Source organism: Pseudomonas abyssi (assembly GCF_002307495.1).
Taxonomy (GTDB): domain Bacteria; phylum Pseudomonadota; class Gammaproteobacteria; order Pseudomonadales; family Pseudomonadaceae; genus Halopseudomonas; species Halopseudomonas abyssi.
The window spans coordinates 26,488-50,059 of record NZ_NTMR01000022.1; the positions used below are offsets into that span (position 1 = coordinate 26,488).

The window sequence follows — 23,572 nt, forward strand, 5'->3', positions numbered from 1 at the left end:
CCGACTGGTGCCCACGCCCGGTGAGGGGGCCAATAAAAAACCCCGCGCTGCCGAAGCAGGGCGGGGTTCTGGTGCTGCAAGGTAACTCAGGACTCGGCGGGCTTATCTGCTGCCGGTGCACTGGCCGGAGCCGGTGCCGAAGCCGCGGGTGTCGACGCCGGAGCCTTCACCGCCGGTGTTGCCTTGGGCTTGGCCGGTGCTTTCGGCTTAGCCGCCGCGCGCGGTTTGGCCGCAGGCTTGGGCTTGGCTGCCGTCGACGCCTTGGCCGCTGCCGGCTTACTGGCAGTGGTCTTGGCGGCGGGCTTGGCGGCCGGTTTCGCAGCAGGCTTAGCCGCCGGTTTGCTGGCCGGTTTGGCCGCCGCCGCATTGGCTGCAGGCTTGGCTGCGGCCGGCTTACGCGTGGCGCGCGGCTTGGCAGCCGGTTTACTGGCTGCCGGGCTCGCCTTCGCAGCTACCTTGGGTGCAGCGGTCTTGCCGCTGGCCAGGCCTTCAATCAGCTTGGTCAGCTCGTCAACCTTGGCGTTCAACGCCTTGACTTCAGCCTGCGAGGGAACTCCAAGGCGGGAGACAGCACTGTTGAGACGCTTGTCGAACGCATCTTCCAGCTCGTTCCACTTGCCGGTCAGCTTGCCCTTGGCCTTGTCGGCCTCGGTCTTCGCTTTTTCCAGCGGGTTCTTGCCGGACTTGGCCTTACCTTTAAGGGTGTCGACCTGCTTGTCGATCTCGGCCTTGGCTTTCTTCTCGGCCGCCTCACCATCCTTGATCAGGTTTTCGAAGAGCTTGACGCCCTCCTTCCCGACCTTGGCGTAGGCGCCCAGACCTGCCAGCCAGATCTGACGCGAATAGTTTTCGATATCAGCGACCCAACCCGGATCCTTGTCCTTCTTCTTACCCGCCATGGAGCAACTCCTCTGTGACCTTACTTGCTTTGCAGTGACTTGAGTGCAGCACTCAGATCATCCAGCTTAGCAGACAGCTGATCAATATCCTTCTTGCTCGGAATACCCATGCGACCCAGGGTAGAAGCAACGCGCTCGTCGAATACTTCTTCTACCTTGCTGAAACGGCCGCCGGTTTTCTCGTGCACTTTTTCCTTGAAGGATTCGATGCGGCTGTTGGCAGCTTCAACCTGGCTGGCAACCAGCTCTTTACCCTGCTTCTCGACTTCTTCGCCTTCGCTGACCAGCGACTTGAAGTAATCAGCGCCTTCCTTGCCGGCTTTGGCATAGGCACCCAGGCCTGCCAGCCAGATTTGATGGGCGTATTTCTTCACGTCGGTAGCAAAACCAGCTGCGTTGTCTTCGATTTTCTTCGCGGTGTTCTTGGCCATGTTCGTCACTCCGGTATCAGTAGATTGAGGTACTGCAATGGACCGGTTGTCGATCCTTGCATCTAAAGCTACGCGGCAAAATTAGAAAACACATACTAACTGGCAAAAAACCGCAAAACCGACTCAGGCCAGGTACTTGTCCAGCGCTTTCTGTACTTCGCTCTTAACCATGCCCGCCATGGGCGTGAGCATCATGCCCAGCTTGACCTGCACCCGCACATCGGCGTCAGTCACGGTGATGCAGCCATCCGCGCCGCTACGTTTGAAGTGCAGTTGGTCGCCTTCCCAGCTGCACTTGGCGTCCAGCTTCTGCGCCAGCTTGTCGGCCAACTTCTGAGCGCGCTCCTTGGCCTGTTCCTTACCAAGAGCGTGTTCACGGGTGATATCTACGGTGGCCATCGGCTCATCCTCAGGGTGGTGTCAAAGCACGCCAGCATGCCGCAATCGGCGCAACACGTCACCACCTGCAACCCGGCTGAGCAGACTATGGCATTTGTGCAGCGCTTATGCCGGCAAAAAATGGTTAGAATGGGCTCGAATTTGCCAGCGCAGAGCCAAGCCATGAGCGATCAGCACGAGCACGAAAAAACCACCCACTTCGGCTACCAGACCGTCGCCGAGTCCGAGAAGGCCCAACGCGTCGCGGAAGTCTTCCACTCGGTCGCAGCCAAGTACGACATCATGAATGACCTGATGTCAGGCGGTATTCACCGCATCTGGAAACGCTTCACCATCGAGCTGTCCGGTGTGCGCACCGGCAACCGGGTACTGGACATCGCCGGCGGTACCGGTGACCTGACCCGCCGCTTCGCCAAGCGCGTGGGCCCGACGGGCGAGGTGGTACTGGCCGATATCAACGCCTCCATGCTCAAGGTTGGCCGTGACCGCCTGCTGGACCTGGGTGTGGCTGGCAACGTGCGTTTTGTCCAGGCCGACGCCGAGGCACTGCCCTTCCCCGACAACTACTTCGACTGCATCACCATTGCCTTTGGCCTGCGCAACGTGACCCACAAGGATGCCGCCATCGCGTCGATGCTGCGCGTGCTCAAGCCGGGCGGCCGTCTGCTGGTGCTGGAGTTCTCCAAGCCCAAGAGCGACCTGCTGTCCAAGGTCTACGACCAGTACAGCTTCAAGTTCCTGCCGCTGATGGGCAAGCTGGTAGCCGACGACGCTGACAGCTACCGCTATCTGGCCGAGTCCATCCGCATGCACCCGGACCAGGAGACCCTCAAGGCGATGATGGAAGAAGTCGGCTTTGCCCGGGTGACCTACCACAACATGACCGGCGGCATCGTCGCCCTGCACCGGGGCATCAAACCCTGATGCTCTCTGGCGCACTGCTCAGAACCGCCGAGCGCAGCATCGCTGCGGCGCTGGCTCGCGACTCGGTCACCGCCCGGCGTATCGACGCGCTGGCTGGCAAGCGCATTCTGATCAACAGTCACTCTCCCGACTGGCAGCTATGGCTGACGCCCGCGCCCGGCACCATCCACCTGGATACAACCAGCGACGCACCAGCCGACGTTGAACTGCACGCCCCCGCCGGCCTGCTCGCCCGGCTGCTGGTCAGCAGCGACCGCAAGGCCGTATTGCAGGACCCGGAGGTCGAGCTGCTAGGCGACAGTCAGGTGCTGATCGCCCTGCAGAATGCGCTGGCCGACCTGCAACTCGATGGCGAGGCCGAGCTGGCGCGCTGGCTCGGCCCGGTGGCCGGTCACGCTATCGGCAGTGCCCTGCGCCGCAGCCACCAGTGGGGCCGCGAGAGCCGCGCCAGCCTGCGCCAGACGCTGGCGGAATACCTGACCGAAGAGAGCCGACAACTGGTCGGCCACGGCGAAGCTCGCGCCCGCGCCGAACAACTGCATGACCTACGCCTGCAGCTTGACCGCCTGGAAGCGCGCGTAGCGCTGCTCACCCCCACCGATCCGGACTCGCCCGACGCATGAGACTGACCGCCTTTGTGCGCCTGCTGCGCATTCTGCATATCTTCACCCGCTACCGCCTGGACCAGATTCTGCTGGACCTGCCGCTGCCGCTGCTGGGTCGTCTGCTGCTGCAGCTTGGCCCCTGGCGCCTGCGCCCGGCCCCGCGTGATCTGAGCCGCGGTGCGCGCCTGCGCAAGGCCTGCGAGGACCTGGGCCCGGTGTTCATCAAGTTTGGTCAGATTCTCTCCACCCGCCGCGACCTGATGCCCGATGACATCGCCCTGGAGCTGGCGCGCCTGCAGGACAAGGTGCCGCCCTTCCCCGGCCCACAGGCCCGCGCGCGCATCGAGGAACAGCTCGGCGAGCGCATCGAGGATGTATTTGCCAGTTTCAGTGACGAACCGCTGGCCTCCGCCTCGGTCGCCCAGGTGCATGCCGCCCGCCTGAAGGACGGCAGCGAGGTGGTGGTCAAGGTAGTGCGCCCCGGCATCGGCGAAACCATCGACCAGGACATCCAGTGGCTGTTCGTCGCCGCCCGCCTGCTGGAGCGCGTCTCGACTGAAGGCCGTCGCCTGCGCCCGGTCGAGGTGGTCGAGGACTACGAGAGCACCATCTTCGACGAGCTGGACCTGTACCGCGAAGCCGCCAACGCCTCCCAGCTGCGCCGCAACTTTGAAGACTCGGAGCTGCTCTACATTCCCAAAATCTACTGGGACTGGTGTCGTCACAAGGTCCTGGTGATGGAGCGCATCGAGGGCATCCCAGTCACCGACCTGCCGGCTCTGGCCGACCAGCGCACCGATATGAAGAAACTCGCCGAACGCGGCGTGGAGATCTTCTTTACCCAGGTGTTCCGCGACAGCTTCTTCCACGCCGACATGCACCCGGGCAATATCTTCATCTCGCGCAAGCACCCCTGGGAGCCGCAGTACATCGCCATCGACTTTGGCATCGTCGGCAGCCTGACACCGGAAGACCAAAGCTACCTGGCCCGTAATCTGATGGCCTTCTTCAAGCGCGACTACCGCCGCGTGGCGCAGCTGCACATCGACTCGGGCTGGGTGCCGGCCGATACCCGCGTGAACGAATTTGAAGCGGCGATTCGCAGCGTCTGCGAGCCGATCTTCGAGCGCCCGCTGAAAGACATATCCTTCGGCCAGTTGCTGCTGCGCCTGTTCCAGACCGCCCGCCGCTTCAACATGGAAGTCCAGCCGCAGCTGGTGCTGCTGCAAAAGACCCTGCTGAACATCGAAGGGCTGGGCCGCCAGCTGTACCCGGATCTGGACCTGTGGAGCACCGGCCAGCCCTATCTTGAACGCTGGATGCGCGAGCGCATGCTGCCGCAGAATCAGGTCAAGCACTGGCAGCAGCATCTGGAGCGCGTGCCGGCGCTGATCGACAGCGCCCATCGCGCCCTCGACAACCTGGCCGATGCGCCGCTGCGCGAGCAGCAGCCGCAACGCCCGCGCTGGCCACTGCAGCTGGCCGGTATCGCGCTGGTGGTGTTTGGCGCCAGTGCGCTGGGTGGCGACGATCCGCAGTTGTGGCTGCACGCCGCGCCGACTCAGTGGGCGCTGATCGCCCTGGGTGGCTGGCTGATTCTGCGCCGCCGATAGTCAGCCGGGCGCATAACTGGCACACTTGCACCACTGAACGAATGACGACCCGCCATGACTGATTCAACCGCCGCCAACGACTGGCTCGACAGCATCCACTGGGATGCCGACGGCCTGGTTCCCGCCATCGCCCAGGATGTACACACCCAGCGCATTCTGATGATGGCCTGGATGAACCGCGAAGCCCTGCAACTGACCGTACAGGAAGGCCGAGGCATCTACTGGTCGCGCTCGCGCCAGCGCCTGTGGCGCAAGGGCGAGGAGTCGGGCAACGTGCAACAGCTGCACGAGCTGCGGCTGGACTGCGACGCCGACGTCGTCATCCTGCAGGTCGAACAGATCGGCGGCATTGCCTGCCACACCGGCCGGCAGAGCTGCTTCTACCGGGTTCTGAAAGATGGCCAATGGCAGACCGTCGACGCCGTCATCAAGGACCCCAAAGAGTTATACGAGCACCCAAAACATGTCTGACACCCTGAGCCAACTGGCCGCCGTGCTGGAGCAACGCAAGCAGGCGTCTGCCGACACCTCCTACGTTGCCAGCCTGCACGCCAAGGGCCTGAACAAGATTCTCGAAAAGGTCGGTGAAGAGTGCACAGAGACACTACTAGCCGCCAAGGACTGTCAGCACAGCGAGGACAAATCGGACCTGATCTACGAGACAGCTGACCTGTGGTTCCACTCACTGGTCATGCTCAGCCATCTCGGCCTGGGTCCCGATGACATCCTGAACGAACTGGCACGCCGCTTCGACCTGTCCGGTCTTGAAGAAAAGGCGTCCCGCAGCAAATAAACTGGGCAATAGGCCCCGGAGGCAAAAATGGGTTTTGGTGGCATTAGTCTGTGGCAACTGCTGATCGTACTGGTCATCGTGGTACTGCTGTTCGGCACCAAGCGGTTGAAGAACATCGGCGGCGATCTGGGCGGCGCAATCAAGGGCTTTCGCAAGGCTATGAACGACGAGGAAAAGCCCTCGGTCGAGAACAAGCCCGGCGAGACGCTGGACGCCAAGGCCGAAGAGCACAAGCAGGACTCCCAGTCCAAGCCGTAATCTGCCAGGTCCCGCCTCATGTTCGACATCGGCTTTATGGAAATGCTGGTGGTGGCGATCATCGCCCTGCTGGTTCTCGGCCCGGAGCGTTTGCCCGGCGCCATCCGCACCGTCAGCCTGACCATTGGCCGCATCAAACGCGGCTTCTCCGACGTGCGCTCGCAAGTTGAGCGCGAACTGGGCGCTGACGAGATCCGCCAGCAGTTGAACAACGAGCGCATCCTCGCCGAGTTGGAGAAGCAGGGCCTGCACAAAGGCAGCCCGAGCAACCAGACCAACGCCGTGCGGCAGACCGGTAACCAGAGCGTCACACAAGCGACTCAAACTGGCGCAACCGCAGAGCAACCCCGCGCCGAGTCAGCCAATGAGCAGCAAGACACCCGCCATGAGCAACCCTGATCTGCCGCCCGTCAAGAGTGGCGGCGATATGCCGCTGGTCGCCCACCTGACCGAGCTGCGTTCGCGCCTGCTGCGCATTGTGCTGATCTGGCTGGTGATCTTTGCCGGCCTGTTCTACTTCGCCAACGACATCTACGCGTTCATTTCCGAGCCGCTGCGCGCGCTGCTGCCCGAAGGCACCAGCATGATCGCCACCGATGTCGCCTCACCATTCCTGACCCCCTTCAAGCTGACGCTGATCAGCGCGCTGTTTATCGCCATGCCCTTTGTGCTGCATCAGGTCTGGGGCTTCATTGCGCCCGGACTGTACAAGCACGAGAAGCGCCTGGCGGTGCCGCTGCTGGCCTCCAGCATCCTGCTGTTTTACGGCGGTATGGCCTTTGCCTACTTTGTGGTCTTTCCGCTGGTGTTCGGCTTTTTCACCAGCGCGGCGCCGGATGGCGTGGCGGTTATGACCGATATCAACAGCTATCTGGATTTTGTCCTGACGCTGTTCATGGCCTTTGGTCTGTCCTTCGAGATTCCCGTGGCCACCGTGCTGCTGGTGGCCGTGGGTATCGTCGATGTCCAGAGCCTGACCAAGGCGCGCCCCTATGTGGTGGTGGGCTGCTTCACCATCGGCATGGTGCTGACACCGCCGGATATCATTTCCCAGACGCTGCTCGCGCTGCCCATGTGGCTGCTGTATGAAGTCGGTATCGTCTTCAGCCGTCTGGTCCGCCCGCGTACACCGGAAGAACCGCAGGACAGCCCGCAGGCATGAACCTGCTGCTGCTCGAAGACAGCGACTTCATCGATCCGCAGCATGTGCGCCTGACCGGCCGCCGGCTGACCCACATGCAGGACATTCAGCACGTCAGCAGCGGCGACAGCCTGCGTGTAGGGCGCATCAACGGCCTGATGGGCCAAGGCCAGGTACTGGAGCTGGACCGCGACCACGCTCTACTCGCCGTTGAGCTGAACGAGACACCACCAGCCAAGCTGCCGCTGACCCTGCTGCTGGCCATGCCCCGCCCGAAGATGTTCCGCCGCATCCTGCAGCACTGCGCCACCCTGGGCGTACCCGAGATCATCCTGCTCAACAGCGTCCGGGTGGAAAAGAGCTTCTGGCAGACGCCGTTTCTGCAGCCCGAGGTGATCCGCGAGAACCTGCTGCTGGGTCTGGAGCAGGCGCGCGACACCGTGCTGCCGACCGTGCGCATCGAAAAGCGCTTCAAGCCCTTTGTCGAAGATCAGCTACCCGCCATCATCAACGACCAACTGGCACTGGTTGCCCACCCCGGCGACTACCCCGCCTGCCCCCGCGGTATCGACCAGCCACTGACCCTGGCCATCGGCCCGGAGGGTGGCTGGATTCCCTACGAGGTCGACAAGCTGATTGAGGCCGGCATGCAGCCGGTGCAGCTCGGCGAGCGTATCCTGCGCGTGGAAACCGCCGTCACGGCGCTGCTGGCGCGCCTGTTCTGACACCACGACGCCAGCCGTCTATGCTTGCCTCAGGCATTGTTGAGGGGGCTGTCATGCGCGTAATCAAGACCACTCTGATCGGCGGCGCGATATTTCTCGTGCCGGTAATCGTGATTCTCTTCGTACTGGGCAAGGCCATCTCGGTGATGCGGCATGTCACCCGGCCGATCAGCGAGATGCTGCCATTCGACAACATTGCCGGCCTGGCGGTCGCCAACCTGCTGGCGCTGCTGGGTGTGGCGCTGGTCTGTTTCTGCGCTGGCATGCTGGCGCGCGGCCCCCGCGCCCGACGCCTGTATCAGCAGCTCGACGACGGCCTGCTGATGCTGCCCGGCTATGGGTTGATCAAGTCCCTGTCCGACCAGTTCACGGAGGAGCGGCCGACCACCTCGCCACTGCAACCGGTGCTGGTGCGCTTCGACGACTTCGAACAACTGTGCTTCGAAGTCGAGCGGATGGCCGACGGCCGAGTAGTGACCTTCATTCCGGGTTCGCCGGACCCCTGGTCGGGCAGCCTGGTCTACCTTGCCGCCGAGCGCGTGCAACCCTGCGAACTGACCGTCATGCAGGCTGTCAGCCACCTTCGACGGGGCGGTCGGGGCGCTTGCGGGCTCCCCATTCCAACCTCGCTCGCAGGCTGAACTGCCGACCGGCGCATGGGTCTGAGCAAACATGCACACACACTCAGACCTCCCCGACCTGCTGGCCGGCCCACTGGTCCGCCGCGTAGACCCCGAGCGCATTCTGCTCTGGCTGGTCGCCAGCCGCCCACTGCAATTGAGCGCTACCCTGCAGCCCCATGAGCAGGCATCCCGGCAGCTCAGGCCGGACAACACCCGCATCATTCCCATCGGCCGGCACGCCTACGTCCACCTGCTGACACTCAGCCCCGACAGCCCCTTGCCGCAGGATCAGATCATTCACTACGACCTGCACTGGCAGGGCGAGCAAGGCAGTGGGCTGCAGCAAAGCGCCCCGCATCTGTGCCACGGCGACGAGCTGCCCTCGCTGATGATTGCCAGCGACAACCGCCGTCTGCTGCACGGCTCCTGCCGCAAGCCGCACTTTGCCGGCGAGGATGCACTGGTGCGCACCGACAGCTGGCTCGCCGAACGCCGCGACCAGCCTGAGCAGCGCCCTGCCTGGCTGCTGATGACCGGCGACCAGGTCTACGTCGACGACGTCAGTGGCCCGCTACTGGTCGCTGTGCACCAGGTGATTGCCCGACTCGGGCTATTCGACGAAGCCCTGGAAGGCGCCACCGTCGCCGACAGTCAGGCCCTCTATCAGTCCGACGACACCTACTACCGCCGCGAGCAATTGCTGCCCGATGTGCCCTCGAATATGGCCGTGCGTGACCGCTTCTTTGGCGGTGTGCGCAAGCCGGTGTTTACCTCGGCCAACGCCCACAACCACCTGATCAGCCTGGCCGAGATGCTGGCCATGTACCTGCTGGTGTGGTCGCCGGTTCCCTGGCGCCTGATTCAGCCGGCGATGCCGGACGGGCTCAGTGACGAAGAGCGCCAGCGTTACCAGAGCGAACAGCAGCAGATTGACGCCTTTGTCGACGGCCTGCCGCAGGTCGCCCGCCTGCTCGCCCATCAGCCCAGTCTGATGATCTTTGACGACCACGACGTCACCGACGACTGGAACCTCACCGCCGACTGGGAGCGCACCGCCTACGGCCACCCCTTCTCACGCCAGATCATCGGCAACGCGGTGCTGGCCTATCTGCTGTGCCAGGGCTGGGGCAACGATCCAGAGGCCGTGGCAGAACCGCTGGATGCGCTGACCCAATTGCTGGAGAACGCAAAGCGCAGCGGCAGTCTGGATGTCTGCGAGCAGGACGCCTGCATCGACGCCGTGCTGCGCTTTCACGGCTGGGAGTACCAGATTGCCGGCACGCCCAGCCTGGTCGTGCTGGATACCCGCACCCGCCGCTGGCGCAGCGAGCGCAGCCCCTTCCGCCCGTCTGGCCTGATGGACTGGGAGGCACTGACCGAGCTGCAGCAGCGCCTGCTGGACCAGACCGCGGTGGTCATCGTCTCGCCCGCACCGATGTTCGGCGTCAAACTCATTGAAGGCATCCAGAAGCTGTTCTCCCTCGCCGGCCACCCGCTGGTAGTCGACGCCGAAAACTGGATGGCCCACCGCGGCGCTGCCAAGGTGCTGCTGAACATTTTTCGCCATGGCCGCACCCCCGGCAACTACGTCATCCTCTCGGGCGACGTGCACTACTCCTTCGTCTACGACATCGCCATCCGTCACCGCGAGCACGGCCCCCAACTTTGGCAGATCACCAGCAGCGGCCTGAAAAATGCCTTCCCGCCACGCCTGCTGGACTGGTTTGACCGGCTTAATCGCTGGCTTTACGCCCCGGCCTCGCCGCTGAACTGGTTGACTAAACGCAGGCGTATGCGCGTCAGCCCTCGCGACCCCGATCGCGCCAGCGCCGGCGAGCGCCTGTGGAACGGCAGCGGCATCGGTCTGGTCGAGCTGGATGAGCAGGGCCGCCCAGAAAACGTCAGGCAGCTGGATGCGCGCGGCTTCGATGTCGACTTCCCGCCCCGCGACACCGCTGATCCGGCAAGTTGAGCATTAAGCACTCGCAGCCCACCCCGTGCTTGCTATGATCAACAGCGCTACCCGAGGAGACCCGCCAATGCGCCCCCAACCCGCTTATTCTTGCCGGTCTGCTGACCGGCTGCGCCAGCGTCAGCAACGACACACGGCTCAATGACGCGCTGAGGGAACAGCTCGGCTCGGAGCTGCCCGGCTACCAGAGCGCCCTGTACGACCTCAACGATGACGGCGTTGACGACGCGCTGATATACGCCCAAGGCCCCAACTGGTGTGGTAGCGCCGGCTGCACCCTGTTTGTGCTGCAAGGCAGCGAGCACGCCTACACCCTGCGTTCCAAAACCACCATCGTGCAGCTTCCCCTGCGGGTGTCCGCGCACAGCACTGATGGCTGGCGCGACCTGATCGTACATGCCAGAGGCGCGGGCGACGTCGTCTTGCGCGCCACCGACAGCGGCTACCCACTGAGCCCGTCCATGCAGCGCCCGGCCACGGCAGCAGAGCTGCAAGGCAGCGAGACACTGCTCACGTACCCAGAGAATCAGTGACACCGTTGGCATGCATCGAAGCGGTTAGCTTTGCTCGCAGAGCGACATACGGGAAGAAGGATTTTCGCCCAGAGAGGCCCTCCGGACGTTTTCTCGTTGAAGTGGTGAGCAGGTTTCTCTGCAGTCCCCAGTGCATGCTGGTTGCCGGCAACCAGATAGGCTTGCTGCGTGGCTTCGATGCGGCTGGCAACGGCGGTAAGGTCGCCGCCGGCTGGCAAGGTGTAAGAACAGTCAGGTCAGGCTTGCGCCAGAAGTTTTATCCGAGCCCACTTTTGTTGTCGCTAGGAAGACAAAAAGCAAGACCTGACCCTACGCCCCACGGCAAGCGACGCCGCTGCTCTGACAGCTGCTCGGCGGTGGAACAGTGATAACAGTCGTGCTGACGATTACGTCTGAGCTCTCTGCTAAGGGTGCTGGGCGGTCCTGCCGAGCGCACTGGCGATTGCTCGAAGGTTATGGCCGGATTGGCGCATAAGCATCAAGGTGACGCGGTCCTCGATGCGCAAATGTGTATAGTGATTTGGCATGACAACACCCTACATTAGGTGTTGCACTTGGTCATTGAGACCGCCCAGCCAACACACAACCTATGAACCAGGGTCAATCATTAGCCCAGAGCGCGGGGGCGCAGCAGTCGTGGCCGATGCCTGGTACCACGGAGATCTGTGCGCCTGGAATGGACTGCGCGCTGGGCGCAAAGCTGGCAGGCGGGACCTGGCGGTCCTGTTCGCCAAAGAACAGCCGACGCCTGACCTGCGGTCGCCACTGCTCGATATCAGCCGGGTTGAGTGATGCAAACAGCGGTGTGTACTCGTGCAGCTGCGCCCAGAGAGCCACGTCGGTCGGCGCTGCCAAAGTCACCACCTCGACGACCACAGGAACCCGCTCGGCCAGCAGCAGCGCCAGCACGCCGCCGCCGGAGTGGCCCACCAGCGTCAGCGAGTCGATCTGCGGATGACGCTGCAACCAGCTCTGCAGCCCCTGCGCCATAGCCGCGACCACCCGATCGGAGTAGCGCCCATAGGTCCACAGCATGGCGTTGCAGGCAGGCTGAGCTGACGTCTGAAAATAGCAGGGGCGCCCCAGGTACAGGGACGGACCCGGCAGTGAGGCCATCCACGTCAGGGCGGGCAGGTTGCGAGGCGATGGGTCATCGGCAATGACCCGACCGCCAGCGCGCCAGGGGCGCCCGTCGCCCTCAATGTAGATCCGCGCGTGTCGGCCTGCAGTCGCTCGCTCAAATCCCTGCAGCATGAAGTCGGCTGCGGGCAGGCTGACCGGTTGCAGGCCGGCAAGCCGTGCCTGCGATGCCAGCCGCTCGACGGGCGACGCTGCGCAGCCAGCCAGTATGGCCAGCAGCATAAGAAGTCCGGCCGCGCGCCACAGGGCGAACGGCCGGTTAATCAGGGGCCGGGGCCCCTGTTTGTGCACTGTCGGATCAGAAGCGCTGACGGAAGCGCACTTCAAACGAGTACTCGTCATAGCCTTCATAACCAACCAGAGTATTGCCCTGCAGCGACAGGCTGCGTGCGTCACTCATGGTTTTGGTCAGCCCCAGCCCAATGCGCCCGTAGTTTGAGCTTTGCGACGGCGTTTGACTGACAAACACGCTGCCCGGCGCGGTCACGAAGGACATCGGCACGGCCGTGCCATCGTTCTCAAACTCGTGTTCCCAAGCCAGGCGCAGGTCGCCTTGCAGACTGTCGGAAAACGCATAAACCGTGCTGAAACCCAGCTCGGACACCAGCGAATCGATATCGGTACTGCCAACCCGCAGGGCAGCTGGGCCGCCTTTCTCGGTAAAGCCGTCTACCGACACGTCGGTGTAATGCAGATAGGCGAAGGGCTCAAGCGTCACATCGGTGAGCGCGTAGGCCTTGGTGAGGCCGAGCGAGGCGCTCCAGATGTCACCGCGGGTTTTGCCCTTGACCAGGCCAAAGCCGGTATCACGGTCCGTCTCGAAGTGCGCGCGGCTGAAGCCCAGGTTCCCTTCCAGAAAAACATCACCGCCCAGTGCCTGGGAGGCATAGGCCGTGATGCCGTAGGTGTCAGCCTCGGAGCCACCAGAAGCGCCACTGTAGTTAGCATCAGAAGCGGAATAGGACAGCGCCACGCCCACCTGAGTGTCGTCACTGAGGTAGCGGTCTACACCGGCCAGGAAGGTGTAGGTTTTGCTGTCAAAGCCGGCCGCTGTGGCCGAGCTGTCGTAGTCGCCACGGGTGTAGATGCCACGAATGAAGTAGCCCACCTCGCCCTGGTCAGCCGACGCTGCGCCGCCACGTGCCTGCTGCAGGCTGTTGATCAGGTCGGACGACAGCGCAACATTGCCGTTGCTGTAGTCCATGACATCGATATCACGGCTGGCGTAGCCGGTGCGGCGCATGTCGGCCAGGCGACTGGTCAAGGTCCGGCGCACGTTGCGGGTGTTGGAAATGGCCGTGTGCAGCATCTGATTGACCTGATACTGACTCAGCTTGCGATACTGTTCCGGGGCGGTAATCTGCTGGCCCAGGGACTGCAGCTGCTGGTTGCTGGTACTGGCGATGGCACCACAGATCTGGGCGGCAACGCCACTGGCGGAGGCGCAGTCAATACCCACTACCGGCACCTGACCTACTGCGATATCGGCGACCAGCTTGGCCAGTTCGCCACTGAGTGCAGCCAGCGCGGCCGCATCGGTGTACACGCTGCGCAGTCCGTCGATGTCCATCGCGGTACCACCGCTGGCCAGCGCCAGCTCGGTGTAATCGGCTTCGGTGGTGCCGTAGGCCGAGGTCAGCAGGTAGCCCTGCACCTTGGTAATGACGCCATTGGCGCCCTTGACGTAGGCATAGCCGGTATCCGGGTCGCTACCCACAATGGCGATCGCCGGGTTGCCGTTCTTGTCGGTAAAACGCTGGCTGACCACCGCGTGTACCACGGTGTTGTACTGAGCCAGCTGACCCTGAATGTAGCTCTTCTCCAGTGCCGTCATGCCGGCAGGCAGATGGCTGGTATCCAGCTGGTAAAAATCGTCATCGCGGTCCTCGTCAGTGATCAGCATGATCGACGAACCAGCGGAGGGACGAAACTCGAAATAGCGGTAGATATAGTCGATCGCGCGGTAGCCATCTTCGGTGCCACCGCTGGTCTCCAGCTCCGGTGTAACGCCATCAAATGCCTCGGCGGAGCCCCACAGCGGGCTGCTGTCACTATCGAGATTAAGGTGACGATACAGCGCGTAGCCTGCTTCGCGCCCGGCCTCACCAGCCGATACTGCCTGACCTGAGCTGCCACCAAAGCCCATCAGGGCATACTGGTTGAGGGTGACGTTCTGATCGTTGAGCAGGCTGTCGAGATTTTTGACGTAGGTGCCGATAAAGGCATTGTGCTCGCCGGCCATGGAGCCGGACTCATCGATGGCGACGACCATGTCGAGCGAGGAAGCGGCGTGCAGGGTGCCGCCGCTGATGGCTGCGCCAATCAGCGCAGCGAGCAATGTGGGTTTGCAAAGGGTCATAGGGCTGTGCTCCTTGCCTGCTGTTCCGGCCCCTGCCGGGTACCGGGTTCCTGTATTCCCGGAACACCTGCAACAACACATGGCAAACAAGGGTACTGCCAGTGACATCATGTCGGTCGTGCTTCCTGGGGCTGGTGAGTTTGCCGCCGGCCGCCGGGTAACGACGCATCGAAGCGTCTAGCGCGGAGCATGCACCTGCTTGAAACTCACCGCGCGCATACTAATCCTCCGGCACGGAAAATGCCCGTACTATTTTCAGAACAAGTGCGACCTGGCTCGCAAATTCACAATTCGGGTGTGCGGAATTCGCCGGTGATGCCCGCTGCAGAGCGCAATCCGGCCATCAACCAGCTGCCTGCGGTTGACCCCACAACCCTGCCCCTCCACATAATGGGGCTCATTTACCCACGCTGGAGCCAACCCATGTTCATCGCCATGAACCGTTTCAAGATCAAGCCCGGTCACGAGCAGGACTTTATCGACATCTGGAAGAACCGCGACAGCCTGCTGGCCAGCGTGCCGGGCTTCAAGAACTTCAACCTGCTGCAGGGCCCGAGCACCGAGGAGTACACCCTGTTTGCATCCCATGCGACCTGGGAATCGCGTAGCGCCTTTGAGGACTGGACGCACTCCGAGGCCTTCCGCGCCGCCCACGCCAATGCCGGTAGTCGCCGCGAGATCTACCTGGGTCCGCCGCAGCTGGAGTGTTTTGAGGTCGCGCTGTAAGCCATTGATTGAAGGAGTGCAAGGATGCAATACAAACTCGGCCTTGCTGGCCTGCTCTGCCTGTCCCTCAGCGCCTGCGGCGACGCACCACAAGAGCCGCTCGACAATCGCGCCAATGGTCTGGCCTTGCCGACCGGCCCGCATGAGACCATCACCGTCAGCGGCAAGATGACGTTCTGGATGTACGAAGGCGACGCCGGCTGCTACGGCAGCCTGCTCACCGGCGGGCAGGAGGTCCAGCTGTGGATTGATGCCGACGCCTGCGGTGACACCGAGTACGCCGAGAACGCGCCAGCCAGCGTCGACATCACCTGGCGCGAAGACAATCAGTGGGGACCGGGCAACACCTATACGATCACGCGCTTTAACTGAGCATTAAAAGACGGTGCGCAGAGAAGACCCGATCTGATCTGCTGTTGCTGTTTGGCTGTTAACGCACGCGGTCCAGACTCTGCACCGTCAAATCCAGCGCCTTGTACATATCCAGCCGCGCGGAATGCCCAACGTCCGGGTTGTTCAGGTCGTTGGCGCGCTCGGACGGCAGAATCGGCGCGGTCAGATCGTCGCCTTCGGTGGGCTCAAAATCGTATTCCTCACCGATGGTCATCGCGCTGCGGCGCAGCAGCATGCGCAGCTGGTCCGGCTCCAGCTCAGGGTTGATCGACAGCATGGCGGCCAGCAAGCCGGTTACCAGTGGCGTGGCGTAGGAGGTGCCGCAATGCACCTCGCCTTCCTCGTCGGCCTTGGCGGTTGAGGCTCGGACGCAGGCCGCAGCGGTTATATCGACACGCATGTCAATATTCGAGGCCTTGCGCTTGACGGCGTAGGCCGCGTCATCAACCGGCACGTCTTTCTCACTGCGCTGATGGCCACCCACCACAAACAGCTGATCGGTGACGAAGGAGGACGGTAGCCGGTATTCATCACGACCAGAGAACGAGGAACCGTTGCCGGCAGAGTTGACCACCACGACGTTCGGATGCTCTTCGCGCAGCCAGAGGAAGAACTCCTCCAGCAACTCTTCATAGCCACTCATGGCAATGCCCGAGCGCACCAGCGAGTCGATCGGGTCGCCGTTGACGTCGATCGCGCCAACGCGGTGAATCCCCCAACTCCAGTTCAGCACGCGAACGCCGTCTTCCACCATATTCACCGAGGCGGCGATATTGGCAGTGATGCCGGCGTCGGAATCACGCCCGACGATCACGTCAAAGCCGGGGCCGACATCATCCAGCCCGCGCAAGAAACCGCTATTGCCGCCCTTGTCCCAGGCCGCCGCAAGTAGGCCGCTGACGGTGCTGCCATGGCCGTCTGGCTGATCGGCATCAGGTGCGTACAGGCACAGGCGCCGGCTGTCGGCGCGGCAGTCATCTCCGGTGTAATCGCTGAAATCCGGCGCATCAAAATCCACATCACGCTCGATAATGCCGATACGTATCGGATGCGTCTGAACGTCGCCGCTGTCCTGCTGCAGACGGCGTTGATAGAAATTCACCGCATCGAGAAAACGGTTAGCGGCCCACTCCTGATTGTCGGCCGGCGGTGCACTGGCGGTATCCGCTTCAATGCCGTCTTCTGCGCCCGACTCCTCGATGACCACGGCGTCCACGCTAACCTCGCCGCCCAGGCGCAATACCGTTGCGTCACGCTCGTCCAGGTTCTTCGCGGCCAGACGCAGCTGGTAGGTGTTGAGCGGCGGAATCATGCCGACCACCTTGGCATCGTACTTCTCTGCCAGCCGCTCGGCCTCTTCCAGCCCGTCGTACTCTTCTTCAATGACCACGCTGACCAGATCAACATAGGAGGTGAGTCCATCCATGTTCTCGGCCACTTCGTCTTCCGTCGCCGCTACCACGTGGCTGGAGCCGAGCGACAGCCAGACCGGATTGCTCTGCCGCCCCTGCTGCTCCAGCACCAGCGGCCCGCTGCGCTTGCCGTTAACATCAACCTGCAACTGCAGCGATTCGCCGTCGCTGCCGACCTGCTGCTGGGCCAGCCGCTCGCCGTTCAGCCGCGCTTGCCACTGGCCGGACTGCAGGCCTTTTACCCGCAAACAGAACGTCTGCGTTTGCGTCTGCAGCAAATCACCGCAGCGCTGCAACTGTTGGATACGAATCGGCTCCGGCTCCGCAGCGGTAACGGGCAGCGCCATTAACAGCAGCGCAGACCACAGCCCGCGTTTGATGGGGGAAGTACAGGTCATTCCTTGCTCCGCCAGCACCGGCGACGGCAGGCCGCCGATAGTTGTCATGCGTCTTGATATTCTTCCGACTCGTAAATGGCAGAATGTTTCAATGCCCGGCCAAGTTGACGTTGCGCGCAACGTATCTCAGCCCGATAGCGCAGGGCTGCACACTGGTCGGCCGGTCTCCAAGCACACAGCCGGTCACTCGCTTGCCTCGCCCATAACCCCCATGAATAGCGGCCCAAAGTGGGTTTGCCGCGCTCACCCCCTCCTGCCTACACTGCACAATTGCGCGACTACTACTGAGCAGGGACACCACTATGAGCTTTGATACCCCCCTCTATCTTTGCGGCCCGCTGCGCGAGCCGAAACAAATGCTGGCCGATCAGGAATACAGCGGTCACTCCTCGATTCACGACGACAGCATGGCCGAGAAGCTGGGCTTTCGCGCCGGTCCGATCGAAGGCCCGACCCACTTCAGCCAGTTCACGCCGCTGCTGGTCGAGATCTGGGGTCAGCAATGGTTCGAGAAGGGCTGCTTCTCTTCCCACTTCCAGAACATGGTGGTCGAAGGCGAACAAGTACGCGCCTTTGTCGAGCGTCCGGCGCCGGGCCAGACTCGCGTACGCTGCTGGGCCGAGAAAGCCGACGGCACGCCCGTGCTGGAAGCCAGCGCCAGCATCGGCGCAGCACCGGGCGAGAGCCTGCTGTACGAGCGTATGGCCAAGCTGCGTGCACCAGAAAAACTGGTGATCCTGTCTGACCTGCAGGTGGGCATGAAGGGCGCGGTAGACGAAAAAGTACGCATGGACCCGGACCAGAACATGGGCAAGCTCTACCCGTTCTCGCTGAACCAGAAGCTGGCCGGCATCACCGAGAACTCCAGCTGGTATTCCGATGGCAGCAGCACGCCGTGGGGCCGCGCCGTGATTCCGACCGAGATGGTCAGCGTACTGGCCGAGTACACCAGCAAAGACGCCGAATTCCCGGTCAAGCAGCCTGTCATCGGCCTGTTCGCCGACCAGGAAATCCGCATGATCGACGGCCCGCTGCTGGTCGGTGAGGACTACCTGATCCGCCGCGAAGTTGTCGCCCTGTCCGAGAGCAAGCGCACCGAGTCTTACTGGGTGCTGTCGCGCATCTACGACGCCAGCGGCGAGGTGCTCAAGGCAGAGATGCTGCTCAACCACGCCACCCTCAAGCACTCCTACGCCAACTACGAAGCAGAGGCCGCTGCTCTCTGAGGCGATCGTCGCCGGGTATTGCGCGCGTACCGAAGGCGGTGGGACTATCAATGTTCCACCGCCCCAGAGGACCGCCGCATGCCCACTGCCTCTACCAGCCGAGCCCTGGCCATCGCCGGCACACTGATGCTCGTCAGCCTGCCGGCCCACGCCTTGCGCTGCGGCACCGATATTGTCGATGAAGACGACCTGATGTTCGAGGTTGAACAGGCCTGCGGCGCGCCGTTATCGCGCCAGGTCATAGGCTACGTGGACAGCATGGTCTACGGCGACCGCATTCGGGTCATGAACATTGAAGAGTGGATCTACAAGATCAACCGCGATCACTACAGTCTGGAGTTCGAGGGCAACCGCTTGCAGCGCATCACCCGCATTCGCTGAGCGGTGAACTCAATAACAACTCCACAAGAGACACGCGCAATAACAGGCGAGGATGTACCCAGATGGGCAAGACACTGGTAATCGGCAGCAGCGGCCAGATTGGCCGCCAATTACTCCCCCTGCTGCAACAGGCCGGGCTGGAGGTTGCCGCCCTGGCACGCAACCCGGCCAAGCTGGCGGGTATCGACGGTATCGAGATCATTGAGGGCGACCTGGAAGGCAACTTTGAGCACGCCTTTGCCGGCTGCGACCGGGTGGTGTTTACCGCCGGCTCGGGCGCCAGCACCGGCCCGGACAAGACCCTGCTGATCGACCTGTGGGCGGCGCGCAAGGCGGTCGACTACGCCCTCAAGCACCACGTAAAACACTTTGTCATGGTCAGTGCGCGCGGCGCCGACAACCCGGACCGTGGCAACTCGCCGATCAAACCCTATCTGGTCGCCAAGTGCTTCGCCGATGAGTACCTGCAACGCTCCTGCGTGCCCTACACCATTCTGCGGCCCGGTCGGCTGACCGATGATGCCGCTACTGGCCGCATCACCACCCGCCGTCCCGAAGACCTGGAGCAGCAGCACATCACCCGGGCCGATACCGCACGCATCGTTGCCCATGTGCTCAAGAGCGGACAAAGCAAGAACGCGGTGTATGAGTTGTATCAGGGCAGCACGCCCTTCGCCGACCTGATTGCCTGAGTCATCTTGCGAACTGCCGCACGCGACCGTGCGGCAGCGCTCTGGCATACTTCACCTCCAGCCGGCAGGCATCCTGCGGCAAAGCCGTTCAGCCGCCAGCGTGCGGTTCAAACGCGCCTTGCGCCGCCCGTGCCCTGCCCGACCGGCGCTGGCATCTCAGGGAGGATTCGCATGCAGTGTTTCAACCATCCACACACCGCTGCCGTCGGGCTGTGCAAGTGCTGCAGCCGCGGTCTGTGTCGCGAATGCGTGAGTGATCTGGACCACGGCCTGGCCTGTCGCGACCGCCATGAAGCGCAGGTCGAGGCGATGAACATGATCATCGAGAAGAACGCCCGCATCTACGCGGCGGCGCCGAAGAATATCCTCATTGGCCCGGTCTTTTTTCTGCTGCTGGGCCTGCTGTTTGCCGGCTTTGGCTACTTCAGGGCGGGCGGCATTACCCAGTTGCCCTTCCTGATGGGCCTGGCCTTTATCGTCTTTGCCATCGTGTCTTACGTGCGCAGCCGAGCGCTGTTTCGTGAGGAGCCATGAGCTGCACGCGTATTCTGATTCTTGGCGGCTACGGCAACTTTGGTAAGCGCATCACCGAGACCCTGGCAGACACCGCCGATATCACGCTGGTCATCGCCGGGCGGCGCGACGCGGCAGCGCAGCAGCTACAGGAGCAACTGCAAGACACGGCGCGCGCCTGCCTGGAGACAGCAACGCTGGACCTGCACGCCGCCGACTTCGAGGCACGGCTCGCCGCCCTCAAGCCCGACCTGGTGATTCATACCGGCGGGCCTTTTCAGGGGCAGGATTATCGCGTGCCGCGCGCCTGCATCGCCGTCGGCTGCCATTACATCGATCTGGCCGACGACCGCCGCTTTGTCTGTGACATCAGCCAGCTGGACGCCGAAGCGCAAGCGGCCGGTGTACTGGTGGTCAGTGGCGCCAGCTCGGTGCCGGGGCTGTCGTCCTGCGTCATCGCCCACTACGCCGATCAGTTCAGCCGGCTCGACGACATCGATTTCGCCATCGCCCCCGGCAATCAGGCCGAGCGCGGCGAGGCGACGGTGCGCGGTATTCTTTCCTATACCGGCCACCCGATCCGCGTCTGGCAGGATGGCCGCTGGCAGCAGGTGTATGGCTGGATGTCGCTGCGCCGCCTGCCGTTTGATACCACCATCGGCCGGCGCCCCTTGGCCAACGTCGACATTCCTGACCTGGAGCTGCTACCCGCCGCCTATCCAACGGTGCGCAGCGTACGCTTCCAGGCCGGGCTGGAACTGGGGATGCTGCACTACGGCATGTGGCTGATGGCGGGCATGGCGCGTATCGGTCTGATCCGCAACTGGTCACGCTGGAGCAAACCCATCGTGCGCGCCAGCGAATGGTTCATCCGCTGGGGTACCGACACCGGCGGCATGCAGATCAACCTGCGCGGGCTGGACCACCAGCAGCAGCCACTGCACCTGAAATGGGTACTCGGTGCCACTGGCGGTATCGGCCCGTATATTCCTACGCTGTCGGCGCTCATCCTGGCCCGCCGGCTGATCAGCGGCGAGCTGGGCGAGCGCGGCGCCAAGGCCTGCATGAACCTGTTCCCACTGTCCGCCTTTGAACAGGAAGCCCAAGGGCTGGCCATTTATCACCAGCTGGAAGCCCAGCGTGGATAACTACCTGCTGCTCAAGCTACTGCACATTCTCGGCGCGGTGGTGCTGGCGGGGACCGGCAGCGGTATCGCCTTCTTCATGTTCATGGCCCACCGCAGCGGCAACGTGCAGGCGATGGCCGTCACCGCGCGCCACGTGGTGCTGGCGGACTGGTTGTTTACCGCGCCCGCTGTCGTGCTGCAATTCATCACCGGTCTGCTGCTGACTCATCGGCTGGGGTTCAGCCTGACCTCGCCCTGGTTTCTCAGCGTCATGGGCTTGTTCGTGTTCATCGGGCTGTGCTGGTTGCCGGTGGTGGCGATTCAATACCGCCTGCGCAAACTGGCCAATGAGGCGCTGGACACCGGCGTGCTGTCAGCCGCCTTTCATCAGCAGATGCGCTGGTGGACCGCGCTGGGCATACCCGCCTTTGCTGCCATCCTGGTGCTGTTCTGGCTGATGGTATTCAAACCCTTGCCGCTGGTGTGAGTGCATGAACCGACTTGAACAGCTGCTTGCGCGTCTCAGCCTGGCTTTGCTCTGGCTGCTGACTGCAATCGTCTCGTTGACCGCCGGCAAACCGATTGGCGTTGAGGTGCTGCTGGGCGCAGGTGTCGCGCAGCCCATGGTTGATCCGCTGATCTGGGCCGGCAGCCTGCTCGATCTGGCTATCGGCCTGTGGTTGCTGAGCGGACGGGCGCTGCGGCTGTGCTGCGCGCTTCAGGTGGCGGTCATTGTCGGCTACTCAATGCTGCTCAGTCTGCTGGCCCCGGCGTTCTGGCTGCACCCCTTCGGCCCCTTGAGCAAGAACCTGCCGATCCTGGTACTGATCTGGCTGCTCATGCGCAGCCATGACAAGCCCCCAAGCCTGACCTAAGGTGATATCAGACCCACCAGCCGGAGCCATGCCATGTTGTCCAGCAAACCCCTAGTAGGCCGTTGCCTGTGTGGCGCGGTCAGCGTCAGTGCAACCCTGTCACATCGCGACGTGGGCGCCTGTCACTGCGCCACCTGTCGACGCTGGGGCGGCGGCCCCCTGCTGGCAGTGGAGTGCGAGGATCAGGTGACCTTTAGCGGCGAGGCGCAGATCGGCGTGTATGCGTCATCCGACTGGGCCGAGCGCGGCTTCTGCAAGCAATGCGGCACGCACCTGTTCTATCGTCTGCGCGAGCAACCCTTCTATGCGATTCCGATCGGCCTGCTTGATGAGCAGGCGGGTTGGCAGCTCAACCGCGAGGTCTTCATCGACCAGAAGCCCGCGTACTACTGCTTTGCCCAAACCACCCTGCAGCTGACCGGCGAGGAGCTGTTTGCCCTGCACGGCGCCAGCTGACCATAAGCCGTCCTTATGGGCCGACAATCTCCCCCATTGGAAGCATTGACGGCTCAGGCGCCTGCGCCGAGTCTGTCCACTGCGCTTCCCAACAACAGCAACAAAAGGATCATGCGATGTTCAGTCACATCATGCTCGGCGCCGATGACCTGGAAAAATCCAAGGCGTTCTACGATGCCACCCTGGGCGTTACCGGCTGCAAGCCCGGCTTCAGCGACCCCAAGGGCCGCATCTTCTACATGACGCCCACCGGCGTGTTTGCCATCACCAAACCGATCAACGGCGAGCCCGCCAGCTGCGGCAACGGCAGCACCATCGGCTTTGCCATGGACAGCCCGGAACAGGCCGACGCCTGGCACGCAGCCGGTCTGGCCAACGGCGGTACCGACTGCGAAGACCCGCCGGGCGTACGTGAAGGCAACGGCATGAAGCTGTATTTGGCTTACCTGCGCGACCCGTCCGGCAACAAGCTGTGCGCGATGTATCGCATGCCCTGAGGCCATGATACGGCTGTCCGACGCCCGCAATCAGGGCGTCGGCTTGCACACACTCCCGCACGAAAAACCAGTCTGTTACCGACCCGGCGCGGTGCGTACTATCGTCCGATCAACTGAGGCGCCGCACATGAACCACTGGGTCTACCTGATTAGTGCCATCGTATCCGAGGTGATTGCCACCTCCGCGCTGAAAGCCAGCACCGGCTTCAGCAAACCGCTGCCATCGGTGGTTGTGGTGGTTGGCTATCTGGTGTCGTTCTACTTTCTGTCACTGACACTGAAGACCATTCCCGTGGGTATCGCCTATGCCATCTGGTCCGGGGTGGGCGTGGTCCTCATCTCGATCGTGGCCTGGCTTCTATACGGCCAGAAGCTCGACCTGCCTGCGCTAATCGACATGGGGCTGATCATCAGCGGCGTCATGGTCATCAACCTGTTTTCCAGCACCGCCGGGCACTGAA

At 62.9% G+C, this 23,572-nt stretch carries 31 protein-coding genes; 23 read left to right on the forward strand and 8 right to left on the reverse strand.

What is annotated here, in order from left to right; genetic code table 11:
* Positions 1–86: 86 nt before the first annotated feature.
* From CNQ84_RS15600 to CNQ84_RS15610, 3 genes are all read right to left on the reverse strand, one after another.
* On the reverse strand, positions 87–899 hold the full coding sequence (locus CNQ84_RS15600) for a phasin family protein (protein WP_096005763.1): 813 nt from the start codon (positions 897–899) through the stop codon (positions 87–89).
* 20 nt (positions 900–919) lie between these two features.
* Entirely contained in the window at positions 920–1,330 is a 411-nt protein-coding gene (locus CNQ84_RS15605; RefSeq protein ID WP_083724883.1) for a phasin family protein, read from the reverse strand.
* Positions 1,331–1,453: 123 nt separating this feature from the next.
* Complete coding sequence (locus CNQ84_RS15610) at positions 1,454–1,729, reverse strand: polyhydroxyalkanoic acid system family protein (RefSeq protein ID WP_096005764.1); 276 nt, start codon at positions 1,727–1,729, stop codon at positions 1,454–1,456.
* Between the two features lie 162 nt (positions 1,730–1,891).
* On the opposite strand from CNQ84_RS15610, the gene ubiE reads away from it, so the two are divergent.
* Genes ubiE through CNQ84_RS15665 form a run of 11 tightly spaced genes read left to right on the forward strand, consistent with a single transcriptional unit; the run spans position 1,892 to position 10,383 of the window.
* Positions 1,892–2,653 carry a bifunctional demethylmenaquinone methyltransferase/2-methoxy-6-polyprenyl-1,4-benzoquinol methylase UbiE gene (gene ubiE / locus CNQ84_RS15615; RefSeq protein WP_096005765.1) on the forward strand — a complete coding sequence of 254 codons (762 nt, stop codon included), beginning with the start codon at positions 1,892–1,894 and terminating at the stop codon, positions 2,651–2,653.
* On the forward strand, positions 2,653–3,276 hold the full coding sequence (locus CNQ84_RS15620) for a ubiquinone biosynthesis accessory factor UbiJ (protein ID WP_096005766.1): 624 nt from the start codon (positions 2,653–2,655) through the stop codon (positions 3,274–3,276). The genes ubiE and CNQ84_RS15620 overlap by 1 nt, the downstream gene beginning before the upstream one ends.
* Complete coding sequence (gene ubiB, locus CNQ84_RS15625) at positions 3,273–4,871, forward strand: ubiquinone biosynthesis regulatory protein kinase UbiB (RefSeq protein ID WP_096005767.1); 1,599 nt, start codon at positions 3,273–3,275, stop codon at positions 4,869–4,871. Before CNQ84_RS15620 ends, ubiB begins: the two co-directional genes overlap by 4 nt.
* A gap of 54 nt (positions 4,872–4,925) precedes the next feature.
* The gene (gene hisI / locus CNQ84_RS15630) at positions 4,926–5,342 is read left to right on the forward strand and encodes a phosphoribosyl-AMP cyclohydrolase (protein ID WP_096005768.1); all 417 of its coding nucleotides are present in this window, start codon (positions 4,926–4,928) and stop codon (positions 5,340–5,342) included.
* Positions 5,335–5,664: a phosphoribosyl-ATP diphosphatase gene (locus CNQ84_RS15635; RefSeq protein WP_096005769.1), complete on the forward strand. Its 330-nt coding sequence runs from the start codon at positions 5,335–5,337 to the stop codon at positions 5,662–5,664. Before hisI ends, CNQ84_RS15635 begins: the two co-directional genes overlap by 8 nt.
* A 27-nt stretch (positions 5,665–5,691) precedes the next feature.
* Positions 5,692–5,922, forward strand: a complete 231-nt coding sequence (gene tatA / locus CNQ84_RS15640; protein WP_083724898.1) for a Sec-independent protein translocase subunit TatA — start codon at positions 5,692–5,694, stop codon at positions 5,920–5,922.
* Positions 5,923–5,940: 18 nt separating this feature from the next.
* Positions 5,941–6,321, forward strand: a complete 381-nt coding sequence (tatB, locus tag CNQ84_RS15645) for a Sec-independent protein translocase protein TatB (protein ID WP_096005770.1) — start codon at positions 5,941–5,943, stop codon at positions 6,319–6,321.
* Entirely contained in the window at positions 6,308–7,084 is a 777-nt protein-coding gene (gene tatC, locus CNQ84_RS15650; protein WP_217350115.1) for a twin-arginine translocase subunit TatC, read from the forward strand. The genes tatB and tatC overlap by 14 nt, the downstream gene beginning before the upstream one ends.
* The gene (locus tag CNQ84_RS15655) at positions 7,081–7,788 is read left to right on the forward strand and encodes a 16S rRNA (uracil(1498)-N(3))-methyltransferase (protein ID WP_096005771.1); all 708 of its coding nucleotides are present in this window, start codon (positions 7,081–7,083) and stop codon (positions 7,786–7,788) included. Before tatC ends, CNQ84_RS15655 begins: the two co-directional genes overlap by 4 nt.
* A gap of 53 nt (positions 7,789–7,841) precedes the next feature.
* Positions 7,842–8,429, forward strand: a complete 588-nt coding sequence (locus CNQ84_RS15660; RefSeq protein ID WP_096005772.1) for a DUF502 domain-containing protein — start codon at positions 7,842–7,844, stop codon at positions 8,427–8,429.
* Positions 8,430–8,460: 31 nt separating this feature from the next.
* Entirely contained in the window at positions 8,461–10,383 is a 1,923-nt protein-coding gene (locus CNQ84_RS15665; RefSeq protein ID WP_096005773.1) for a metallophosphoesterase family protein, read from the forward strand.
* A gap of 47 nt (positions 10,384–10,430) precedes the next feature.
* Here the strand turns inward: CNQ84_RS15665 and CNQ84_RS20410 are convergent, their stop codons facing one another.
* From CNQ84_RS20410 to CNQ84_RS15690, 4 genes are all read right to left on the reverse strand, one after another.
* Complete coding sequence (locus CNQ84_RS20410; protein WP_133065909.1) at positions 10,431–10,928, reverse strand: hypothetical protein; 498 nt, start codon at positions 10,926–10,928, stop codon at positions 10,431–10,433.
* Between the two features lie 392 nt (positions 10,929–11,320).
* Positions 11,321–11,443: a helix-turn-helix domain-containing protein gene (locus tag CNQ84_RS21170; protein ID WP_096005776.1), complete on the reverse strand. Its 123-nt coding sequence runs from the start codon at positions 11,441–11,443 to the stop codon at positions 11,321–11,323.
* Between the two features lie 73 nt (positions 11,444–11,516).
* On the reverse strand, positions 11,517–12,278 hold the full coding sequence (locus CNQ84_RS15685; RefSeq protein WP_096005777.1) for an alpha/beta fold hydrolase: 762 nt from the start codon (positions 12,276–12,278) through the stop codon (positions 11,517–11,519).
* A 76-nt stretch (positions 12,279–12,354) separates the two neighbouring features.
* On the reverse strand, positions 12,355–14,415 hold the full coding sequence (locus tag CNQ84_RS15690) for an autotransporter family protein (RefSeq protein ID WP_165771310.1): 2,061 nt from the start codon (positions 14,413–14,415) through the stop codon (positions 12,355–12,357).
* Positions 14,416–14,838: 423 nt separating this feature from the next.
* Here CNQ84_RS15690 and hmuQ point away from each other — a divergent pair, with 423 nt between their 5' ends.
* Both hmuQ and CNQ84_RS15700 read left to right on the forward strand, forming a co-directional pair.
* Entirely contained in the window at positions 14,839–15,141 is a 303-nt protein-coding gene (hmuQ, locus tag CNQ84_RS15695; RefSeq protein WP_096005779.1) for a heme-degrading protein HmuQ, read from the forward strand.
* Between the two features lie 24 nt (positions 15,142–15,165).
* Positions 15,166–15,513, forward strand: coding sequence for a peptidase S41 (locus tag CNQ84_RS15700; protein ID WP_096005780.1), 348 nt, complete (start codon positions 15,166–15,168; stop codon positions 15,511–15,513).
* Positions 15,514–15,571: 58 nt separating this feature from the next.
* Here the strand turns inward: CNQ84_RS15700 and CNQ84_RS15705 are convergent, their stop codons facing one another.
* Complete coding sequence (locus CNQ84_RS15705) at positions 15,572–17,344, reverse strand: S8/S53 family peptidase (RefSeq protein ID WP_096005854.1); 1,773 nt, start codon at positions 17,342–17,344, stop codon at positions 15,572–15,574.
* 302 nt (positions 17,345–17,646) lie between these two features.
* Between CNQ84_RS15705 and CNQ84_RS15710 the strand changes: the two genes are divergently transcribed.
* From CNQ84_RS15710 to CNQ84_RS15755, 10 genes are all read left to right on the forward strand, one after another.
* Positions 17,647–18,570 (forward strand): hypothetical protein, encoded by a 924-nt coding sequence (locus CNQ84_RS15710; protein ID WP_096005781.1) that lies wholly within the window; start codon positions 17,647–17,649, stop codon positions 18,568–18,570.
* A 78-nt stretch (positions 18,571–18,648) separates the two neighbouring features.
* Entirely contained in the window at positions 18,649–18,951 is a 303-nt protein-coding gene (locus CNQ84_RS15715) for a DUF2845 domain-containing protein (RefSeq protein ID WP_096005782.1), read from the forward strand.
* A 62-nt stretch (positions 18,952–19,013) separates the two neighbouring features.
* Entirely contained in the window at positions 19,014–19,643 is a 630-nt protein-coding gene (locus CNQ84_RS15720; protein WP_096005783.1) for an SDR family oxidoreductase, read from the forward strand.
* 171 nt (positions 19,644–19,814) lie between these two features.
* Complete coding sequence (locus CNQ84_RS15725; RefSeq protein ID WP_096005784.1) at positions 19,815–20,177, forward strand: hypothetical protein; 363 nt, start codon at positions 19,815–19,817, stop codon at positions 20,175–20,177.
* Positions 20,174–21,304 carry a saccharopine dehydrogenase family protein gene (locus tag CNQ84_RS15730; RefSeq protein ID WP_096005785.1) on the forward strand — a complete coding sequence of 377 codons (1,131 nt, stop codon included), beginning with the start codon at positions 20,174–20,176 and terminating at the stop codon, positions 21,302–21,304. The genes CNQ84_RS15725 and CNQ84_RS15730 overlap by 4 nt, the downstream gene beginning before the upstream one ends.
* Positions 21,297–21,770 carry a DUF2269 family protein gene (locus tag CNQ84_RS15735; protein WP_096005786.1) on the forward strand — a complete coding sequence of 158 codons (474 nt, stop codon included), beginning with the start codon at positions 21,297–21,299 and terminating at the stop codon, positions 21,768–21,770. The genes CNQ84_RS15730 and CNQ84_RS15735 overlap by 8 nt, the downstream gene beginning before the upstream one ends.
* 4 nt (positions 21,771–21,774) lie before the next feature.
* The gene (locus CNQ84_RS15740) at positions 21,775–22,158 is read left to right on the forward strand and encodes a DoxX-like family protein (RefSeq protein WP_096005787.1); all 384 of its coding nucleotides are present in this window, start codon (positions 21,775–21,777) and stop codon (positions 22,156–22,158) included.
* Between the two features lie 33 nt (positions 22,159–22,191).
* Positions 22,192–22,614, forward strand: coding sequence for a GFA family protein (locus CNQ84_RS15745; RefSeq protein ID WP_096005788.1), 423 nt, complete (start codon positions 22,192–22,194; stop codon positions 22,612–22,614).
* 116 nt (positions 22,615–22,730) lie between these two features.
* The gene (locus tag CNQ84_RS15750) at positions 22,731–23,111 is read left to right on the forward strand and encodes a VOC family protein (RefSeq protein ID WP_096005789.1); all 381 of its coding nucleotides are present in this window, start codon (positions 22,731–22,733) and stop codon (positions 23,109–23,111) included.
* A gap of 127 nt (positions 23,112–23,238) precedes the next feature.
* Complete coding sequence (locus CNQ84_RS15755; protein ID WP_096005790.1) at positions 23,239–23,571, forward strand: DMT family transporter; 333 nt, start codon at positions 23,239–23,241, stop codon at positions 23,569–23,571.
* Position 23,572 lies beyond the last annotated feature (1 nt).